This window comes from Acidovorax kalamii (genome assembly GCF_002245625.1).
Classification (GTDB): Bacteria; Pseudomonadota; Gammaproteobacteria; order Burkholderiales; family Burkholderiaceae_C; genus Acidovorax; species Acidovorax kalamii.
Genome location: NZ_NOIG01000008.1, coordinates 308,332 through 322,895, shown reverse-complemented (window position 1 = coordinate 322,895; position 14,564 = coordinate 308,332). Strand labels below are relative to the sequence as shown.

At 67.2% G+C, this 14,564-nt stretch carries 16 protein-coding genes; 4 read left to right on the top strand and 12 right to left on the bottom strand.

What is annotated here, in order from left to right; genetic code table 11:
* Window positions 1–17 precede the first annotated feature (17 nt).
* Window positions 18–1,169, top strand: a complete 1,152-nt coding sequence (locus tag CBY09_RS12850; RefSeq protein WP_094289998.1) for an ABC transporter substrate-binding protein — start codon at window positions 18–20, stop codon at window positions 1,167–1,169.
* Window positions 1,170–1,211: 42 nt separating this feature from the next.
* Here CBY09_RS12850 and CBY09_RS12845 read toward each other — a convergent pair whose 3' ends face one another.
* Complete coding sequence (locus tag CBY09_RS12845) at window positions 1,212–2,366, bottom strand: ABC transporter substrate-binding protein (protein WP_094289997.1); 1,155 nt, start codon at window positions 2,364–2,366, stop codon at window positions 1,212–1,214.
* A gap of 175 nt (window positions 2,367–2,541) precedes the next feature.
* On the opposite strand from CBY09_RS12845, the gene CBY09_RS12840 reads away from it, so the two are divergent.
* Complete coding sequence (locus CBY09_RS12840; RefSeq protein WP_015011965.1) at window positions 2,542–2,964, top strand: hotdog fold thioesterase; 423 nt, start codon at window positions 2,542–2,544, stop codon at window positions 2,962–2,964.
* A 198-nt stretch (window positions 2,965–3,162) separates the two neighbouring features.
* Here CBY09_RS12840 and CBY09_RS12835 read toward each other — a convergent pair whose 3' ends face one another.
* Window positions 3,163–3,732 (bottom strand): cob(I)yrinic acid a,c-diamide adenosyltransferase, encoded by a 570-nt coding sequence (locus tag CBY09_RS12835; RefSeq protein ID WP_094289996.1) that lies wholly within the window; start codon window positions 3,730–3,732, stop codon window positions 3,163–3,165.
* A 245-nt stretch (window positions 3,733–3,977) separates the two neighbouring features.
* Here CBY09_RS12835 and CBY09_RS12830 point away from each other — a divergent pair, with 245 nt between their 5' ends.
* Window positions 3,978–4,343, top strand: a complete 366-nt coding sequence (locus tag CBY09_RS12830) for an EF-hand domain-containing protein (RefSeq protein ID WP_094289995.1) — start codon at window positions 3,978–3,980, stop codon at window positions 4,341–4,343.
* Between the two features lie 147 nt (window positions 4,344–4,490).
* Here CBY09_RS12830 and CBY09_RS12825 read toward each other — a convergent pair whose 3' ends face one another.
* From CBY09_RS12825 to CBY09_RS12780, 10 genes are all read right to left on the bottom strand, one after another.
* Window positions 4,491–5,285, bottom strand: coding sequence for an amino acid ABC transporter ATP-binding protein (locus CBY09_RS12825; protein ID WP_094289994.1), 795 nt, complete (start codon window positions 5,283–5,285; stop codon window positions 4,491–4,493).
* Window positions 5,269–5,922: an amino acid ABC transporter permease gene (locus CBY09_RS12820; protein WP_094289993.1), complete on the bottom strand. Its 654-nt coding sequence runs from the start codon at window positions 5,920–5,922 to the stop codon at window positions 5,269–5,271. The genes CBY09_RS12825 and CBY09_RS12820 overlap by 17 nt, the downstream gene beginning before the upstream one ends.
* Window positions 5,923–5,925: 3 nt before the next feature.
* Window positions 5,926–6,600, bottom strand: coding sequence for an amino acid ABC transporter permease (locus CBY09_RS12815; RefSeq protein ID WP_094289992.1), 675 nt, complete (start codon window positions 6,598–6,600; stop codon window positions 5,926–5,928).
* Between the two features lie 68 nt (window positions 6,601–6,668).
* Window positions 6,669–7,490 carry a transporter substrate-binding domain-containing protein gene (locus tag CBY09_RS12810; RefSeq protein ID WP_094289991.1) on the bottom strand — a complete coding sequence of 274 codons (822 nt, stop codon included), beginning with the start codon at window positions 7,488–7,490 and terminating at the stop codon, window positions 6,669–6,671.
* The gene (locus CBY09_RS12805) at window positions 7,487–8,284 is read right to left on the bottom strand and encodes a GntR family transcriptional regulator (protein WP_094289990.1); all 798 of its coding nucleotides are present in this window, start codon (window positions 8,282–8,284) and stop codon (window positions 7,487–7,489) included. Before CBY09_RS12805 ends, CBY09_RS12810 begins: the two co-directional genes overlap by 4 nt.
* Window positions 8,285–8,536: 252 nt before the next feature.
* Complete coding sequence (locus CBY09_RS12800; protein ID WP_240515709.1) at window positions 8,537–8,959, bottom strand: DUF2752 domain-containing protein; 423 nt, start codon at window positions 8,957–8,959, stop codon at window positions 8,537–8,539.
* 13 nt (window positions 8,960–8,972) lie between these two features.
* Window positions 8,973–9,545, bottom strand: coding sequence for a hypothetical protein (locus tag CBY09_RS12795; RefSeq protein WP_094289988.1), 573 nt, complete (start codon window positions 9,543–9,545; stop codon window positions 8,973–8,975).
* A gap of 100 nt (window positions 9,546–9,645) precedes the next feature.
* Window positions 9,646–11,175 (bottom strand): carboxylesterase/lipase family protein, encoded by a 1,530-nt coding sequence (locus CBY09_RS12790; RefSeq protein ID WP_094289987.1) that lies wholly within the window; start codon window positions 11,173–11,175, stop codon window positions 9,646–9,648.
* On the bottom strand, window positions 11,172–12,170 hold the full coding sequence (locus CBY09_RS12785) for a Bug family tripartite tricarboxylate transporter substrate binding protein (RefSeq protein ID WP_094289986.1): 999 nt from the start codon (window positions 12,168–12,170) through the stop codon (window positions 11,172–11,174). The genes CBY09_RS12790 and CBY09_RS12785 overlap by 4 nt, the downstream gene beginning before the upstream one ends.
* Before the next feature lie 81 nt (window positions 12,171–12,251).
* Entirely contained in the window at window positions 12,252–12,938 is a 687-nt protein-coding gene (locus tag CBY09_RS12780; RefSeq protein ID WP_094289985.1) for a TetR/AcrR family transcriptional regulator, read from the bottom strand.
* Between the two features lie 170 nt (window positions 12,939–13,108).
* Between CBY09_RS12780 and CBY09_RS12775 the strand changes: the two genes are divergently transcribed.
* The gene (locus tag CBY09_RS12775) at window positions 13,109–14,533 is read left to right on the top strand and encodes an FAD-binding oxidoreductase (protein WP_094289984.1); all 1,425 of its coding nucleotides are present in this window, start codon (window positions 13,109–13,111) and stop codon (window positions 14,531–14,533) included.
* The last annotated feature ends 31 nt before the right edge of the window (window positions 14,534–14,564 follow it).

Genomic DNA, 14,564 nt, shown 5'->3' with positions numbered 1-14,564 from the left:
GCCTGTCCGTTTTCACCATGCAACGCCGTCAATTCACCCAATCCCTCGTGGCCGCCAGCACCGGCCTGCTGCTTGCCACATCGTCGCGCGCCGTGGGCGTGCAAGACCCCATGGACGCCAAGAGCGTGACCATTGGCTGCTCGCTGGGCACCAGCGGCGCCCTGGCCAGCCTGGGCAAGGAACTGAAGCAGGGGCTGGACGCAGGTTTTGCGCAGGCCAACGCCAAGGGCATCCACGGCCGCGAGATCAAGCTGCTGGCCATGGACGATGGCTACGACGCGGCGCGCTCCGAAGACAACGTGCGCAAGCTGATTGCCGACGCCAATGTGGTGTCGCTGATCTCCTGCATGGGCACGGCCAACAACCAGCGCATCCTGCCGCTGGTGGACGAGGCGCAGATCCCCTACGTGGCCCCGCAAAGCGGCGCCACGTCGCTGCGCAAGGCAGAGTACCGCTCGGTGTTCCACGTGCGCGCCAGCTACACCGACGAAGCCCAGCGCCTGGCGCAAAAGCTGGTGTCCATGGGCATCACCGAGCTGGCCGTCGTGTACCAGGACACGGCCTTTGGCCGCGAGTTTCTGGCCGACGTGAACAAGGCCATGGCAGCGGCCAAGCAGCCTGCGCCCAAGGCTTTCAAGCTCGACGCCCAAGGCGCGCAGACCGCCGAAGTGGTCAAGCAGGCGGTGGCCGCCAAGCCCAACACGGTGCTGCTGGGCACGGCGGGCGACATCACCGCCACCCTGGTCAACGAGTTCAAGAAGGTCTCGCCCAGCACGCCGCTGGCCGCCACCAGCGTGGCGCTGTCGGGTGACAACCTGCGCCAGCTGGGTGGCAAGGCATCGGGCATTGCGCTGTCGATGGTGCTGCCCGACGCGGCCCGCACGAGCTTTGCCGTGGTGCGCGACTACCAGAAGGCCATGCGCGCACTGGGCTACCAGGAGTTTTCGGCCCGCAGCTTTGAAGGCTATGTGAACGCCCGCGTGCTGGCCGAGGGCCTGGAGCGCGCCGGCCGCGAGCTGACGCGCGCCAAGCTGCGCAACGCCCTCGCAGGCATCCGCAGCAACGACCTGGGCGGCCTGTCCATCGACTACGCAGGCGGTGCGCCCTATGTGGGATCGCGTTTTCTGGACCTGGGCGTGATGGGCGCCAACGGTCGATTTATCGGCTGACCCGGTGCCATGCCCGCCGCCAGGCGGGCCATGGCTGCGGCATCAGCCCAGGAAACGGCCCGCGCCGTTGAGCACCCCGAGGTCGATGAAGCGCGAGCCCACATAGGGCGACTGGCCGCTGTAATCGACCACAAAACCGCCCATGTCCCAGTTGCGGATACCCGCCAATGCTGTGCGCAGCTTGGCGCGGCTGGGGTCCGAGCCTGCGCGCTCCAGGCCCTCGGCCAGCACGCGCATGTTGACGTAGGCCTCCAGGCTGCCCAGCGTGAAGTCCTGGTGGCCCTTGGCCCGCATGGCGGCCTGGTAGTCGCGCACCAGTTGCGTCTTGGCGCGGTTGGGGTCGGGCATGACCATGGTCACGGCAATGCCGCTGCCTGCATCGCCCAGCTGCTTGAGGCCGTCGCTGGTCAGCGTCACGCTCACACCGGCCATCAGCACGCCCGGCACGGTTTTCTTGACGCCGCGCACCAGCTCCACCGAGGCCGCACCCGCCGTGGCCAGCAGCACGGCGGCGGGCCGGGCTTCGGCCACCTTGGCCAGCACGTCGGCCAGGTTCTTGCCGTCGGTGGCCAGCGCAGCCTGCACGGTGGGTTGGATGTTCTGCTCAGCCAGCGAGCGCGTGGCGTCTTCCAGCATTTCGCGGCCGTAGCCGTTATCCAGGTACACCACGCCGATGCCCTTGAGCCCCATGCCCGCCAGGCGCTGCACCAGGCGGCGCACTTCGTCGGTGTAGCTGGCGCGCACATGGAACACGTTGCGCCCGCCCTTGCGCAGCGACGACGCGCCCGTGAGCGGCGCCACGTAAGGGATGCCCGCCTCTTCGATCAGCGGCAGGATGGCCGTGTTGTTGGGTGTGCCCACACACGACAGCAGCGCAAAGGCGCTGCCCTGGCCAATCATCTGCTTGACGTTGTCGGTGGTGCGCTGGGGCATGTAACCATCGTCCACCATGTTGAACTGCAGCGTGCGGCCATGCACGCCACCCCGGCTGTTGATGTGCGCGAGCGCCGCTTCGGCACCCTGCTTGATGTCCTGCCCAAAGCCCGCGAGCGGGCCGCTGAGTGCGGCCGAGCAGCCGATGGTCAGCGTCTTGCCGGTGATGCCGCCCTCTTGCGCCCAGGCATTGCGCATGAAGACGGGGGCAGCCAGGACGGCCGTGGTGTGGGAGGCAAGGGTGACAAACTGGCGACGCTGCATGATGGGAAACCGACTCCGGGAAAAAGCACAATGCACAACCCGGGTGTGCCAGTGAGACACTCACTGCACGCTGACCCGGCAAGCCGCCGACCCCCGGGGGAACCCGGCATTCTATGGAGCCCGCTTGCGGCGCAGTAGTGTGCTGACTCTACCCCGCCCCCTTTTCGAGACCACCATGCCTATCTGGAAAAAACCCATCGATCTGGCCCTGCTGAAGGCCGCCAACCGCAACACCGCCGTAGAGCACCTGGGCATCGAATTTGTCGAGGTGGGTGACGACTTTCTGCGCGCCCGGGTGCCGGTGGACCACCGCACCATCCAGCCTTTTGGCCTGCTGCACGGCGGCGTGAGCGTGGTGCTGGCCGAGTCCATGGGCTCCACCGGCGCCTACTACGCCCTGCCCGAGGGCTACCGCGCCGTGGGCCTGGACATCAACGCCAACCACCTTCGCTCTGCCACCAGCGGCTGGGTGACCGGCACAGCCAAGCCGGTACACATCGGCCGCACCACGCATGTGTGGCACATCGATCTGCACAACGAGGCGGGGGAGCTGACCTGTGTGTCGCGGCTGACGATGGCAATCCTCGCACCCCGGTAGAGGACTTCCCCCTGAGCGGCTGCGCCGCTTCCCCCTTCTCTCGAATCGCTGGCGCGATTCGGGAAGGGGGACGATGCCCTCGCTGCGGGGCGGCCCTTGCTCGGCATCCCTGGTCTGGGGCGCGCCGGTTTCAAACGGTTGCTGGAAACTCGAGTGGAATTAGCCGCTACCGCGCGATCATCATGCCTTAATAGCTATCTATTCAGCAGCATTCTGCTGCGCCAAGCGCTCGCTTTTCCAGTACACATCGTCGCCGCCGTCCATGCGGTTGAGCACGCGGGCGAGCACGAACATCAGGTCGGAGAGGCGGTTGAGGTACTGGCGTGGAGCGTCGTTCAGGGCCTCTTCGTTGCCCAGGGCGACCACGGCGCGTTCAGCGCGGCGGGCCACGGTGCGGCAGATGTGCGCTTGCGATGCAGCGCGCGTGCCCGCGGGCAGGATGAACTCCTGCAGGCGCGGCAGCGCGGCGTTGTGGTGGGCCAGGGCTTCGTCCAGTGCCAGCACCGCGTCGGCCTTGAGCAGTTCAAAGCCCGGAATCGACAGCTCGCCGCCCAGGTTGAAAAGCTGGTGCTGCACCTCGACCAGCAGGATGCGGACACCATCGGGCATGGGCTCGCACAGCAGCAGGCCGATGTGGGAATTGAGTTCATCCACATCCCCCATGGCGTGGATGCGCAAGCTGTTCTTGGGGACGCGCTGGTTGTTGCCCAGGCCCGTGGTGCCTGCGTCGCCGGTGCGCGTGGCGATCTGTGAGAGTCGGTTGGCCATGGCGGTGCCTTGCTGAAAACGTGGAAGAGAGAGAAGCGTGATTCTCCGCCAGCCGCGCCAGCACCACAGGACCGCTGAGCTACGTCTTGGCACATCCCGGCCACACAACCACACAAAGCGGGCCCCCACCGTTACATGGCGCAGGCAAATGTTGGCCCAGGCAACAGCAGGCAAGAGTGCTGGCGTGCAGGGCCCGGCTGCGGTGCAATGAAACCCTGTTCAATTTTGAAGGAGCTTCGCTTCCCATGAAAGCACTGCAACGACGCACTTATTCGTTCGATACCCGCAGCGTGATGCTTTTTGCGGCCCTCTCCCTGGGCGGCATGGGTGCATTGCATGCGCAGACTGCCACGTCTTCGTCTCCCCCGCAGTTCGGCCCACAGGGCAAGGGCACAACCCAGGCGGGCTCGGGTTTCACTGTCGGGCCCGGCAGCAGCGCTTCCACCACAGCTGCTGCGGCCTTTGAACGGGCCGACACCAACAAGGACGGTCAATTGAGTGCGCAGGAAGCCGCCACCCTGCCTGCCATCAGCCAGCGCTTCAAGGAGCTGGACACCGACAAAAACGGTGCGCTGTCGCGTGCCGAGTTCGACAAGGGCGTTCAATCCTGACCACTCTCCCCAGCCCGCGCTGAGCCGCGCACCAGCGCGGGTGCAACTACCTAACGCAAGGCCTGCCTGCGCCGGACCTCCAGGGCGTGGACAGGCCTTTGCGCTTTTCTCGCGTTTCTCGCGTTTCTCGCGTTCTGCGCAGCCCGGTCAATCGTGCAGCGACGACAAGAACTGCTGCAGCTCCGGCGTCTGCGGATTGCCAAACAGCGCGGCGGGCGCTCCGGTCTCGTGCACCCGCCCCTGGTGCATGAAGATCACGCGGTCGCTCACCTTGCGGGCAAACGCCATCTCGTGCGTGACCATCATCAGCGTCATGCCTTCCTGCGCCAGCGACTCCACCACGCGCAGCACTTCGCCCACCAGTTCGGGGTCCAGCGCCGAGGTGATCTCGTCGCACAGCAGCACCTGCGGCTCCATGGCCAGCGCGCGCGCAATGGCCACGCGCTGCTGCTGGCCGCCCGAGAGCTGGTCGGGCATGGCGTCAAACTTTTCGGCCAGGCCCACGCGGGCCAGCAGCTGGCGCGCCTGCGCCTCGGCCGCCTTGGCGTCACGCGCCTTCACCAGCGTGGGCGCCAGCATGATGTTGCGGCCCACAGAGAGGTGCGGAAACAGGTTGAAGCTCTGGAAGATCATGCCCACCTGCTGGCGCAGCGCGCGCATGGCCGTGGGGCTGTCGTGCAACAGCTTTTGGCCGTTGACGCTAAGCGCGCCTTCCTGGAACTCTTCCAGACCGTTCACGCAGCGCAGCAGCGTGCTTTTGCCCGAGCCGCTTTTGCCGATGATGGCAATCACCTCGCCGCGCTGCACCTTGAGGTCAATGCCCTTGAGCACCTCGTTACTGCCGTAGGACTTGCGCAAGGCCGTAATGTCCACGATGGGCGGATCACCCACCACGATGCCGTCGTGCGCGGGGACCGGGGTGGTTTCAACGGCGGTTGCCATGGAGTTTCCTTTCAAGCGATTGCGCCACCAGGCTCACGGGGAAGCACAGGGCAAAGTAGAGCAACGCCACGCAGGCGTAGACGAGGAAGGGCTGGTAGGTGGCGTTGGAGATCATGCTGCCCGCCTTGGTCAGTTCCACAAAGCCGATGACCGAGGCCAGCGCCGTGCCCTTGATGACCTGCACCAGAAAACCCACCGTGGGTGGCACCGCAATGCGCAGTGCCTGCGGCAGCACCACATGGCGCAGCTGCTCGCCAAAGTTGAGCGCCAGGCTCTGCGCGGCCTCCCACTGCCCCTTGGGGATGGAGGCCACACAGCCGCGCCAGATCTCGGTGAGGTAGGCGCTGGTATAGAGCGTGAGCGCCACGGCGGCGGCTGTCCACGGCGAGGTCTTGATGCCAAAGAGCGCAATGCCGAAGTACGCCAGGAACAGCTGCATGAGCAGCGGCGTGCCCTGGAACACCTGCACATAGGCGCCCACCGCGCGGTCCACGCCACGCACTTTGGACAGGCGCAGCACCAGCAGCACCAGGCCTACGAGGCCGCCACCGATGAAGGCGATGAGGGACAGGGACACCGTCCAGCGCGCTGCCAGCAGCAGGTTGCGCAGGATGTCCCACAAGGAAAAGTCCACCATGGCTTATCTCCCCACCAGAAAACGTGCGCCGATCCACATCAGCAATCGGCGCGTGGCCATGGACAGCACCAGGTACACCGCTGTGGCCAGGATGAAGGCCTCAAAAGCGCGGAAGGTGTTGCTGGAAATGAGGTTGGCCGCATAGCTCAGCTCGGGCGTGGAGATCTGCCCGCACACGGCCGAGCCCAGCATCACGATGATGATCTGGCTGACCATGGCGGGCCACACCTTTTGCAGCGCGGGCGGCAGCACCACACGCCGGAAGGTCTGGCCCGGCGTGAGCGCCAGGCTGTGCGCGGCTTCGATCTGGCCACGTGGCGTGGCCTCGATGCCCGCGCGGATGATCTCGGCCGAGTACGCGCCCAGGTTGATCACCATGGCCAGCACCGACGCGAACTCGGGCGTGAGCTTGAGCCCCAGCGCGGGCAGGCCAAAGAACAGGAAGAACAGCTGCACGATGAAGGGCGTGTTGCGCACCAACTCCACATAGCTGGCCACAGCCCAGCGCAGCGCAGTGGGCCGGTGGCCCAGGTTGCGCGCACGCGCCCAGGCGCAGGCCGTGCCCAGCAGCAGGCCCAGCACGGTGCCCACGATGGTGAGGCCAATGGTCCAGACCACGCCGCGCACCAGCAATGGCCACGACGCGAGGACGGCAGAAAAATCGAGCGCAATCAGCATGCTTGTGCCCTGCGCCGCTTGTCGCGCCGCAGGCCCTTGGGTTTCAGCAATTCATCCTGTGCACCGCATCACAGGGGCAGATCGCCCGCAGGGCGGCCCAGCCACTTGCTGGACATCTTGTCGATGTCGCCGGATTTGCGCGCCTCGGCAATGATTTCGTTCACGCGCAGGCGCAGCTTGTCTTCGCCCTTGGCCACGCCGATGAAGTTGGGGCTGTCCTTGAGCAGCAGCTTGTATTCGGTCTGCAGGTTGGGGTTCTTGACCATGATGGTCCCGGCCGTCGATGCGCTGGTGGCAATCGCCTGCGTCTGGCCCGACACGAAGGCCGCAATGCTGGCCGCGTGGTCTTCAAAACGCTTCACGTCCACGCCGGGAGGCGCGACCTTGGCCAGCTCCTGGTCTTCCATGGCGCCACGCGTCACGGCCACCGACTTGCCGGTCAAGTCGGCAAAGCTCTTGATGTTCAGGCTCTTGCTCGCAAACACGGCCTGGAAGAACGGTGCGTAGGCCGCAGTGAAGTCGATCACCTTCTCGCGCTCGGGGTTCTTGCCCAGCGTGGAGATCACCAGGTCGGCCTTCTGCGTTTGCAGGTAGGGGATGCGGTTGGCGCTGGTCACGGGGATCAGCTCGACCTTCACGCCCAGTTTGGCGCCGATGTAGTGGGCCATCTCCACGTCCAGGCCCTGGGGCTTGAGGTCGGTGCCGACAAAGCCGTAGGGCGGGTAGTCGGTGGGGATGGCGATCTTGATTTCCTTGGCCTTGAGGATGTTGTCCAGCGCGTTCTGCGCGTGGGCGGCGGGCGCCATCAATGCCGCTGCGAGGCCGGTGGCGGCGAGCACGCCCAGGGTCAGGCGGCGGGTGGACGAAGTGACGGTGCGGACGGTGGTCATAGCAGGGCTCCTAGGTAGGTGGATGCGTCGGCAGGCGCGTCTGGGTCAGACGCTGGGGGGGTGGAACTCTTGGGGGCAGCGCGGGGCTTGCGCGCGCGAGCCGGTGGGGTGGCTTGTGCGGGGCTCTTGCGCACCGGTGCCAGCGCATCGCGCAGCCCGGCCAGCGGATCGCTGCTGGCCTGCAGGCGCAGGGCCGACTGCACGGTGCCGATGTGTTCGGACATCAGCGCCTCGGCGCGGGCAATGTCGCCCGCCTCCAGCGCCTCGACGATGCGCACATGGTCGGCGCAGCTCTGCGCCGCATCGTGCGACGACTGGTAGAGCATGGCGATGAGCGTGGTGCGCGCCGTGAAATCGCGCAGCGTGTCGGCCAGCAGGCTGTTGCCTAGGCATTCGGCCAGGCACACATGAAAGTCGCCCAGCAAGAAGCTACGCATGCCCACATCAGTGCCCGCCAGCGCAGCCTTTTCGCGCTGCAGGTGGCTTTTGAGCTGGCGCAGCGCCGTCTTGTCCACCACCTTGAGCTGGTGCAGCAGGCCCAGTTCGATCACGCGGCGCGCCTCGAAGGCCTCGCGCGCTTCGTCTTGCGACGGCTCGATCACATACCAGCCGCGCCGGGCGCTGACGGTGACGATGCCGCGTGTGGCGAGCCGGGTGAGCGCCTCGCGCACGATGGTGCGGCTGCAGTCGAACAGCATGGCCAGCTGCTGCTCGCCCAGGCGGGAGCCGGGCGCGAGCTTTTGCGCCATCACGGCTTCGATGATGCGGTTGCTGATCTCGGTGGCGGTGGTCATTGCCTGCGGTATCGCAGGTTCCGTGCCAACTGGTATACAAGCCGAATGCACCAGCCTGGCGCACGGAGGCTGTGCACCATCGGGGGAGCCTGCCCCGCAACGATGCGCAGGGCCGACCCAAGGGGATGCTGGTGCATGGATGTGGTGCAGGCGTTGGCGGGCCGCTACATACGTGCGACGACCCGACGACCGCAGAAAGCTATCGCTTTTGCCTGGAGGGAAGCAACAAAGCCCTCCCGGGCTAACAAGCCGTTATGCAAGCCCAGCCAGGCGCAAGACCCAGAACAACAACAGCCCGCCTCCCACCGCCGCCAGCACTGTCGGATGCCACCACGGCCAGCGCGCCACGCGGCGGCGGCCCTGGGCGCCTTCGACCACCGCCTGGCCCGCCAGCAGCACCAGCCACAGCAGCAGCAACAGCGCGCCCGGGTTGGCGGCCCAGGCGGCCGCCCAATCGCCCTGGACCAGGGCTGCACACGCATGTGTGCCGCCGCACAGCGGGCAGGGCATGCCCGTCAGCGCGCGAAACCCGCAGCCCAGGCCCAGCCCATCCTGCCCCAGCCACCAGGGTGTGGCGGCCATGGCCAAAGGCCAGCCCAGGCCCCACGCCAGCCGCAGCCGCCGCGCGCTCCCGTCCAGCGGCTGCCAGGCGGGCGGGCTGCCCACTGGCGCCATCACCGGGCGTGGCTCAGAGGGGAGGGAGTGCCACCGGTTCATCGCCCACCAGCTGGCGCGCCATGTAGTAAGAGCCGATGGTGGACAGCGGCAGCGTCAGCAGCGCGCCCACCCCGCAGAGCAAAAAGCCCAGCGAACCCACGATGCCCAGCACCAGCGAACAGAAAAACGCCGAGCCCAGGTTCTTCGTCACGATGCCCCAGGCCTGGTTGAAGGCGGCAACACCATCGCGCTCGCCGCGCGCCACGAGGAACAGCGCCACCGGGGGCAGCGCCATGACCAGCAGGCCGGGAATGAAGCACAGCATGAAGCCCAGCGACACCACCAGCGAGCTGATGAGCCCCGCCACGAACGCGGGCACAAAGTCGTCAAAACCCCGGAAGATGTCGCCGATCTGCACCGCCTCACCGCGCGTCTCGCGATCGATCATGCGCATATAGCCCACCACCATGGGCCCGGCCAGCAGGCCCGCGCTGATGCTGGCCACCACCATCACCAGCAAGGTACACACCACATGGGTGATGGCGTTGTTCTTGAAGATGCCCCAGGCACCCGACAGGCAGTCCCCCACATTGGCTGAAGCCATGGCAACCCCCTCTGTTTGAAGTCGTCAACAAGACGCCGGACCAGTGTAGCGAGCTACCGCTTTGGCATCTACCTCTGCAGCCACCTCGGCGGCTACTTTGTCAGAGAAGACCGTCCCACAGCGAGAGCCGCACAGGCTCCGGGTGGGGCGCATACGCAGGCGACGCCACATCGAACCGCCGAACCAGCGGTTGTGCGCCCGCGGACGGCGCCCATCCGGGGTCGCCCCTTTGTGCAAACGCCACCCAGCCCTGGTGCATGGCCGCAGCCAGCGCGGTGGGTGGCTTGGGCCCTGTCAGTTCCTGCCCCGTGGTGGTGTGGAGGTTGCCGAACACAAATGGCAGCTCTACCCCATGCGCCGCCCCCAGGCGCCCCCGCCACTGCGGCGAAGGCCAGGCGAATTCGTAGGCATGGGCACTGCGGGCCCAGCGGCTGGCCAGCGCTGCAATGCGCTGGGCGGGCACGCGGTAGTAAAAGTCGGACTGCAGGGCACACAGCAGTTCGCCGGGCGTTTCATGTGTGGGCGGCAATGTGGCGCGCAGGGCATACACCGCGTGCGCGCCCAAACCCACCTCCTGCGCAAAGGCCAGCATCTGCGCCTCGGTCACGCGGTCCATCGCGCCGCCCGGCACGTGGTACAGGCGCATCTCCTCGGCATTGCTGCCCACCAGCACCTGCAAGTCTGGCGGGTGCGCTGCCCACTGCTGCGCCAGCGCCTGCAGCGGTGGCGCAACAAGCACCTGCCCGTCCACCACGGGCCGCAGGGGAAAGAAGTTGCGGATGCCCAGGCCGTGCTGCTGCCGCAGGGCCGGGTCTGCCGCGAGGCGGTGCACCGCGTGCAGCACGGCAGGCCGGGCTGCCGCACCCAGCGCAGCCAGGGTGGGCGCCACCCCCACCAGCGCAGCCACGGCGCGGCGTGCAGCGGCGGCCTCTTGCAGCGTCTGGCAGGCCACGCTGGGGCTTTGCAAGATGGCGCGTAACAAGAGCCCACGCGATGCGGGCATGCCCAGCACACAGGCCAGTGCGCCCGCACCGGCCGACTGACCGAACACCGTGACCTGCGACGGGTCGCCGCCCCAGGCGGAGATATGCTCGCGCACCCATTGCAGCGCGGCCAACAGGTCCAGCAGGCCGCGATTGGCGGGCGCTGCGCCGCCCCGCGAACCAGCCTCACCCTCGTCCTCGAAATGCAGGAAGCCGTCGATGCCCAAGCGGTACTGCAGCGACACAAACACCACGCCCTGGCGCGCAAACGACGCCCCGTCGTACAACAGCTCGCTGGCCGCGCCGCGAAAGAACCCGCCGCCATGCACCCAGACCATCACGGGCAGACGGGCGCCGGGCTCGGCAGGCGGGGCCCATACGTTCACGGCCAGGCAGTCTTCGCCACCCAGCATGGGCGCATCTGCACGCGCGGTGCGGGCCAGCTGCGGTGCCATCGGCGCAAACCCGGTGGCATCGCGCACGCCAGGCCACGGTAGCGCTGGCACCGGCGCCGCAAAGCGCAAAGTGCCGCTCGGCGCCTGCGCATATGGCACACCCCGGAACACACGCACACCCTGCTCCCACAGGCCGCGCAGCTGCCCGCCGTGAGGCAGCGTGACCAGCGGCGCCGCTGTGCTCGCACTCATTCCGTGGCCAGGCCCAGCTTGTCGATCAGCGGGCGCCACACGGCCGCATCGCGGGCCGCCCAGGTGCGGGCATCGCCGGGTGTGGAAGTGGTCAGTGTGACGTTCATGGCTTCCAGGCGGGACTTGTACTGCGCATCACCACCACGGCATTTTTCGGTGACGGCATTGAGCCGGTGCAGCAGCTCGGGCGGCGTGCCTGCCTTGGCCACCACCGCAATCCACGCGGGGCGCGCCAGATCGCTGGCGGCGGGCAGGGCCTCGGCGATGGTGGGCACATCGGGCAGCAGCGCCGAGCGCTGCGCACCAAACAGCGCCAGCGGCACCAGCTTGCCCGCCTTGACCTGCGCCGCCGCCGTGCCAATGACCAGCGTCATCGCATGGATCTGCTGGCCCATGAGCGCAGTCAGGCCCGCACCCTCGCCCACGAAGGGCACATGGGTGCCGGGCACACCCAGCTTGTCCACCAGCGCCGAGGTGAGCAGGTGCGCAGGGCTGCCTTTGCCCGGTGAGCCAAAGTTGATGCCGCCGGGCGTGGACCGCGCCAGCTTCTGCAGGTCAGCCAGGCTGGCAATGCCCATGCCGGGCGGCACGGCCAGCACCAGGGGCGAGGTGCCCAGCACGGCCACACCGTCAAAGTCGTGTTGCGGGTCATACGGCGGCTGCTTGTAGACATAGGGCGTGATCGTCATCTGCGACATGCCGATGCTCAGCAGGCTGTAGCCGTCGGCCGGCTGGGACTTGAGGTAGTTGATGGCCAGGATGCCATTGGCCCCGGGCTTGTTCTGCACCACCACGGCCTGGCCCAGCTCGCGCGCAGCGCAGTCGGCCCACACGCGCGTCATCGCGTCCGAGCCACTGCCGGGCGGTTGCTGGGCGATGAGCTGGATGGGCTTGGCCGGGTAGGCCGCAGACTGCTGTGCCAGGGCGCTGCCAGCAGCGCAGGCCAGTGCGGCGAGCGCGAGGAGGCGCGGAGCGCGCGTGGAAGCCGAAGTCATGGTGTGTCTCCTGGTGATGTTTTAGGCGAGGGATGCCTGATCGGCGCGGCGTGCAGGCAAATAGGGGTCAGCAAAGACGGGTCAGCGGCGGCGCGTGCGCACCTTCGTGGGCGTGCCCGCAGAGGCTGCTGCGGCCTCGCACCGGGTGGCAATCCAGTCGGCCAGGCAGGCCAGCTGCGCCTGATGGACGGCATCGGGCGCTGATGGCTGTGCGGGCGCAAACAGCTGCAGCAGCCCCAGCCCGCGCAGCGACGACAGCACCAGGCCCAGCAGGCCGTCGCGGTCGGGCTCTGCCGCCAGCTCGGGGAAGGCCGTGAAGAAGCCTTCGTGCATGCGCGCCTGCACACTCTGGCGCAGCTCGGCAATGTGGCCCAGCACCTCGGGCTGGTTGCGGCAGCCCAGGTAGATGTTCCAGGCCACGATGAAGCGCGGCTGCGCATAGACCAGGCCCCACACCGCCTGCACAAACTTCGCAGCGCGCTCGCGCGCGGGCAGCGCGGGGCTGGGCCAGAGTTCGCCCGAGCGCACGGTGGACTCGATCAGCTCGCTCAGCACATTCATCATCAGCACCGCCTTCGACTCGAAGTGGTGCTGCACCGCGCCCGAGGTCATGCCCGCCGACTTGGCCAGCTCGTGGATGGACATCTCCTCCAGGCTGCGGTGCTGGATCACGTCGATGGCGGTGGCGATCAGGTGCTGGCGCGTGGCGGCGCTGCGCTCGGCATGGGTGCGGCGCACCCCGGCCTTGGGGGAAACACGGTGGTTCATGGCGCTTTCACAATATACATTTCGAACGTAATGTATTTATGCATGCGCCGACCAACAAGCCCGTGAATACCCGCATCCCCGCACAGGCCCAAGTTGGATCACCCAGAGCCCTTGCACGGGGCCGAACCTAGAATGCTTCTCACTGACCGCACCCACCGGAGACACACACCATGAACGCCCCCACCGCTGCCGCCCACCTGCTGCCCGAAATCAAGCTGCGCGACGTACCCCAGGCCCTCATCGATGCGCTGCAGGCCCGCTTTGGCGCGCAGTGCTCGCTGGCCCAGGCCGTGCGCGAGCAGCACGGGCGCGACGAAGGCTCGCTGCAGGCCCCGCCGCCCAGCGCCGTGGTGTTTGCCGAAAGCACGCAGGATGTGGCCGATGCGGTGAAGCTGGCCAGCCAGTACGAAGTGCCTGTGATCCCCTACGGCGCGGGCTCGTCGCTCGAAGGCCACCTGCTGGCCGTGCAGGGCGGCATCAGCATCGACGTGAGCCGCATGAACCAGGTGCTGAGCATCAACGCCGAAGACCTCACGGTGACGGTGCAGCCTGGCATCACGCGCAAGGCGCTTAACGACGCCATCAAGGACACCGGCCTTTTCTTCCCCATCGACCCCGGTGCCGACGCCAGCATCGGCGGCATGTGCGCCACACGCGCCAGCGGCACCAACGCCGTGCGCTACGGCACCATGCGCGAAAACGTGCTGGCGCTGGAGGTGGTGACGGCCAGCGGCGAAGTCATCCACACCGGCACGCGCGCCAAGAAAAGCAGCGCGGGCTACGACCTGACCCGCCTGATGGTGGGCAGCGAAGGCACGCTGGGCGTCATGACCGAGATCACCGTGCGCCTGTACCCGCTGCCCGAGGCGGTGAGCGCCGCGATCTGCTCGTTCCCGAGCATCGAGGCCGCAGTGCGCACCACCATCCAGACCATCCAGATCGGCGTGCCGATTGCCCGCGTGGAACTGATCGACCACCACACGGTGCGCATGGTGAACGCACACAGCAAGCTCAATCTGCGCGAAGAACCCATGCTGCTCATGGAGTTCCACGGCTCACCCGCCAGCGTGAAGGAGCAGGCCGAGATGGTGCAGGACATTGCCAGCGAATTTGGCGGCCAGGCTTTTGAATGGGCCAGCACACCCGAAGAGCGCACCCGCCTGTGGACGGCCCGGCACAACGCCTACTTCGCCGCCGTGCAAAGCCGCCCTGGCTGCCGCGCCATCAGCACCGACACCTGCGTGCCCATCAGCCGCCTGGCCGACTGCCTGCTTGAATCCGTGGACGAAGTCGAAGCCAGCGGCATCCCCTACTTCCTCGTCGGCCACGTGGGCGACGGCAACTTCCACTTCGGCTACCTCATCGACCCCAACAGCGCCGAAGAACGCACCAAGGCCGAAGCGATGAACCACACGCTGGTGGCCCGCGCCCTCAGCATGGGCGGCACCTGCACGGGCGAGCATGGCGTGGGCGTGCACAAGATGGGCTTTTTGCTGGACGAGACCGGCACGGGCGCGGTGGACATGATGCGCGCGATCAAGCGGGCACTGGACCCGAAGAACATCCTGAATCCGGGGAAGATCTTCGCCCTTTAATTGCTGCTATATCGATAGCAAAAAGTCTAAT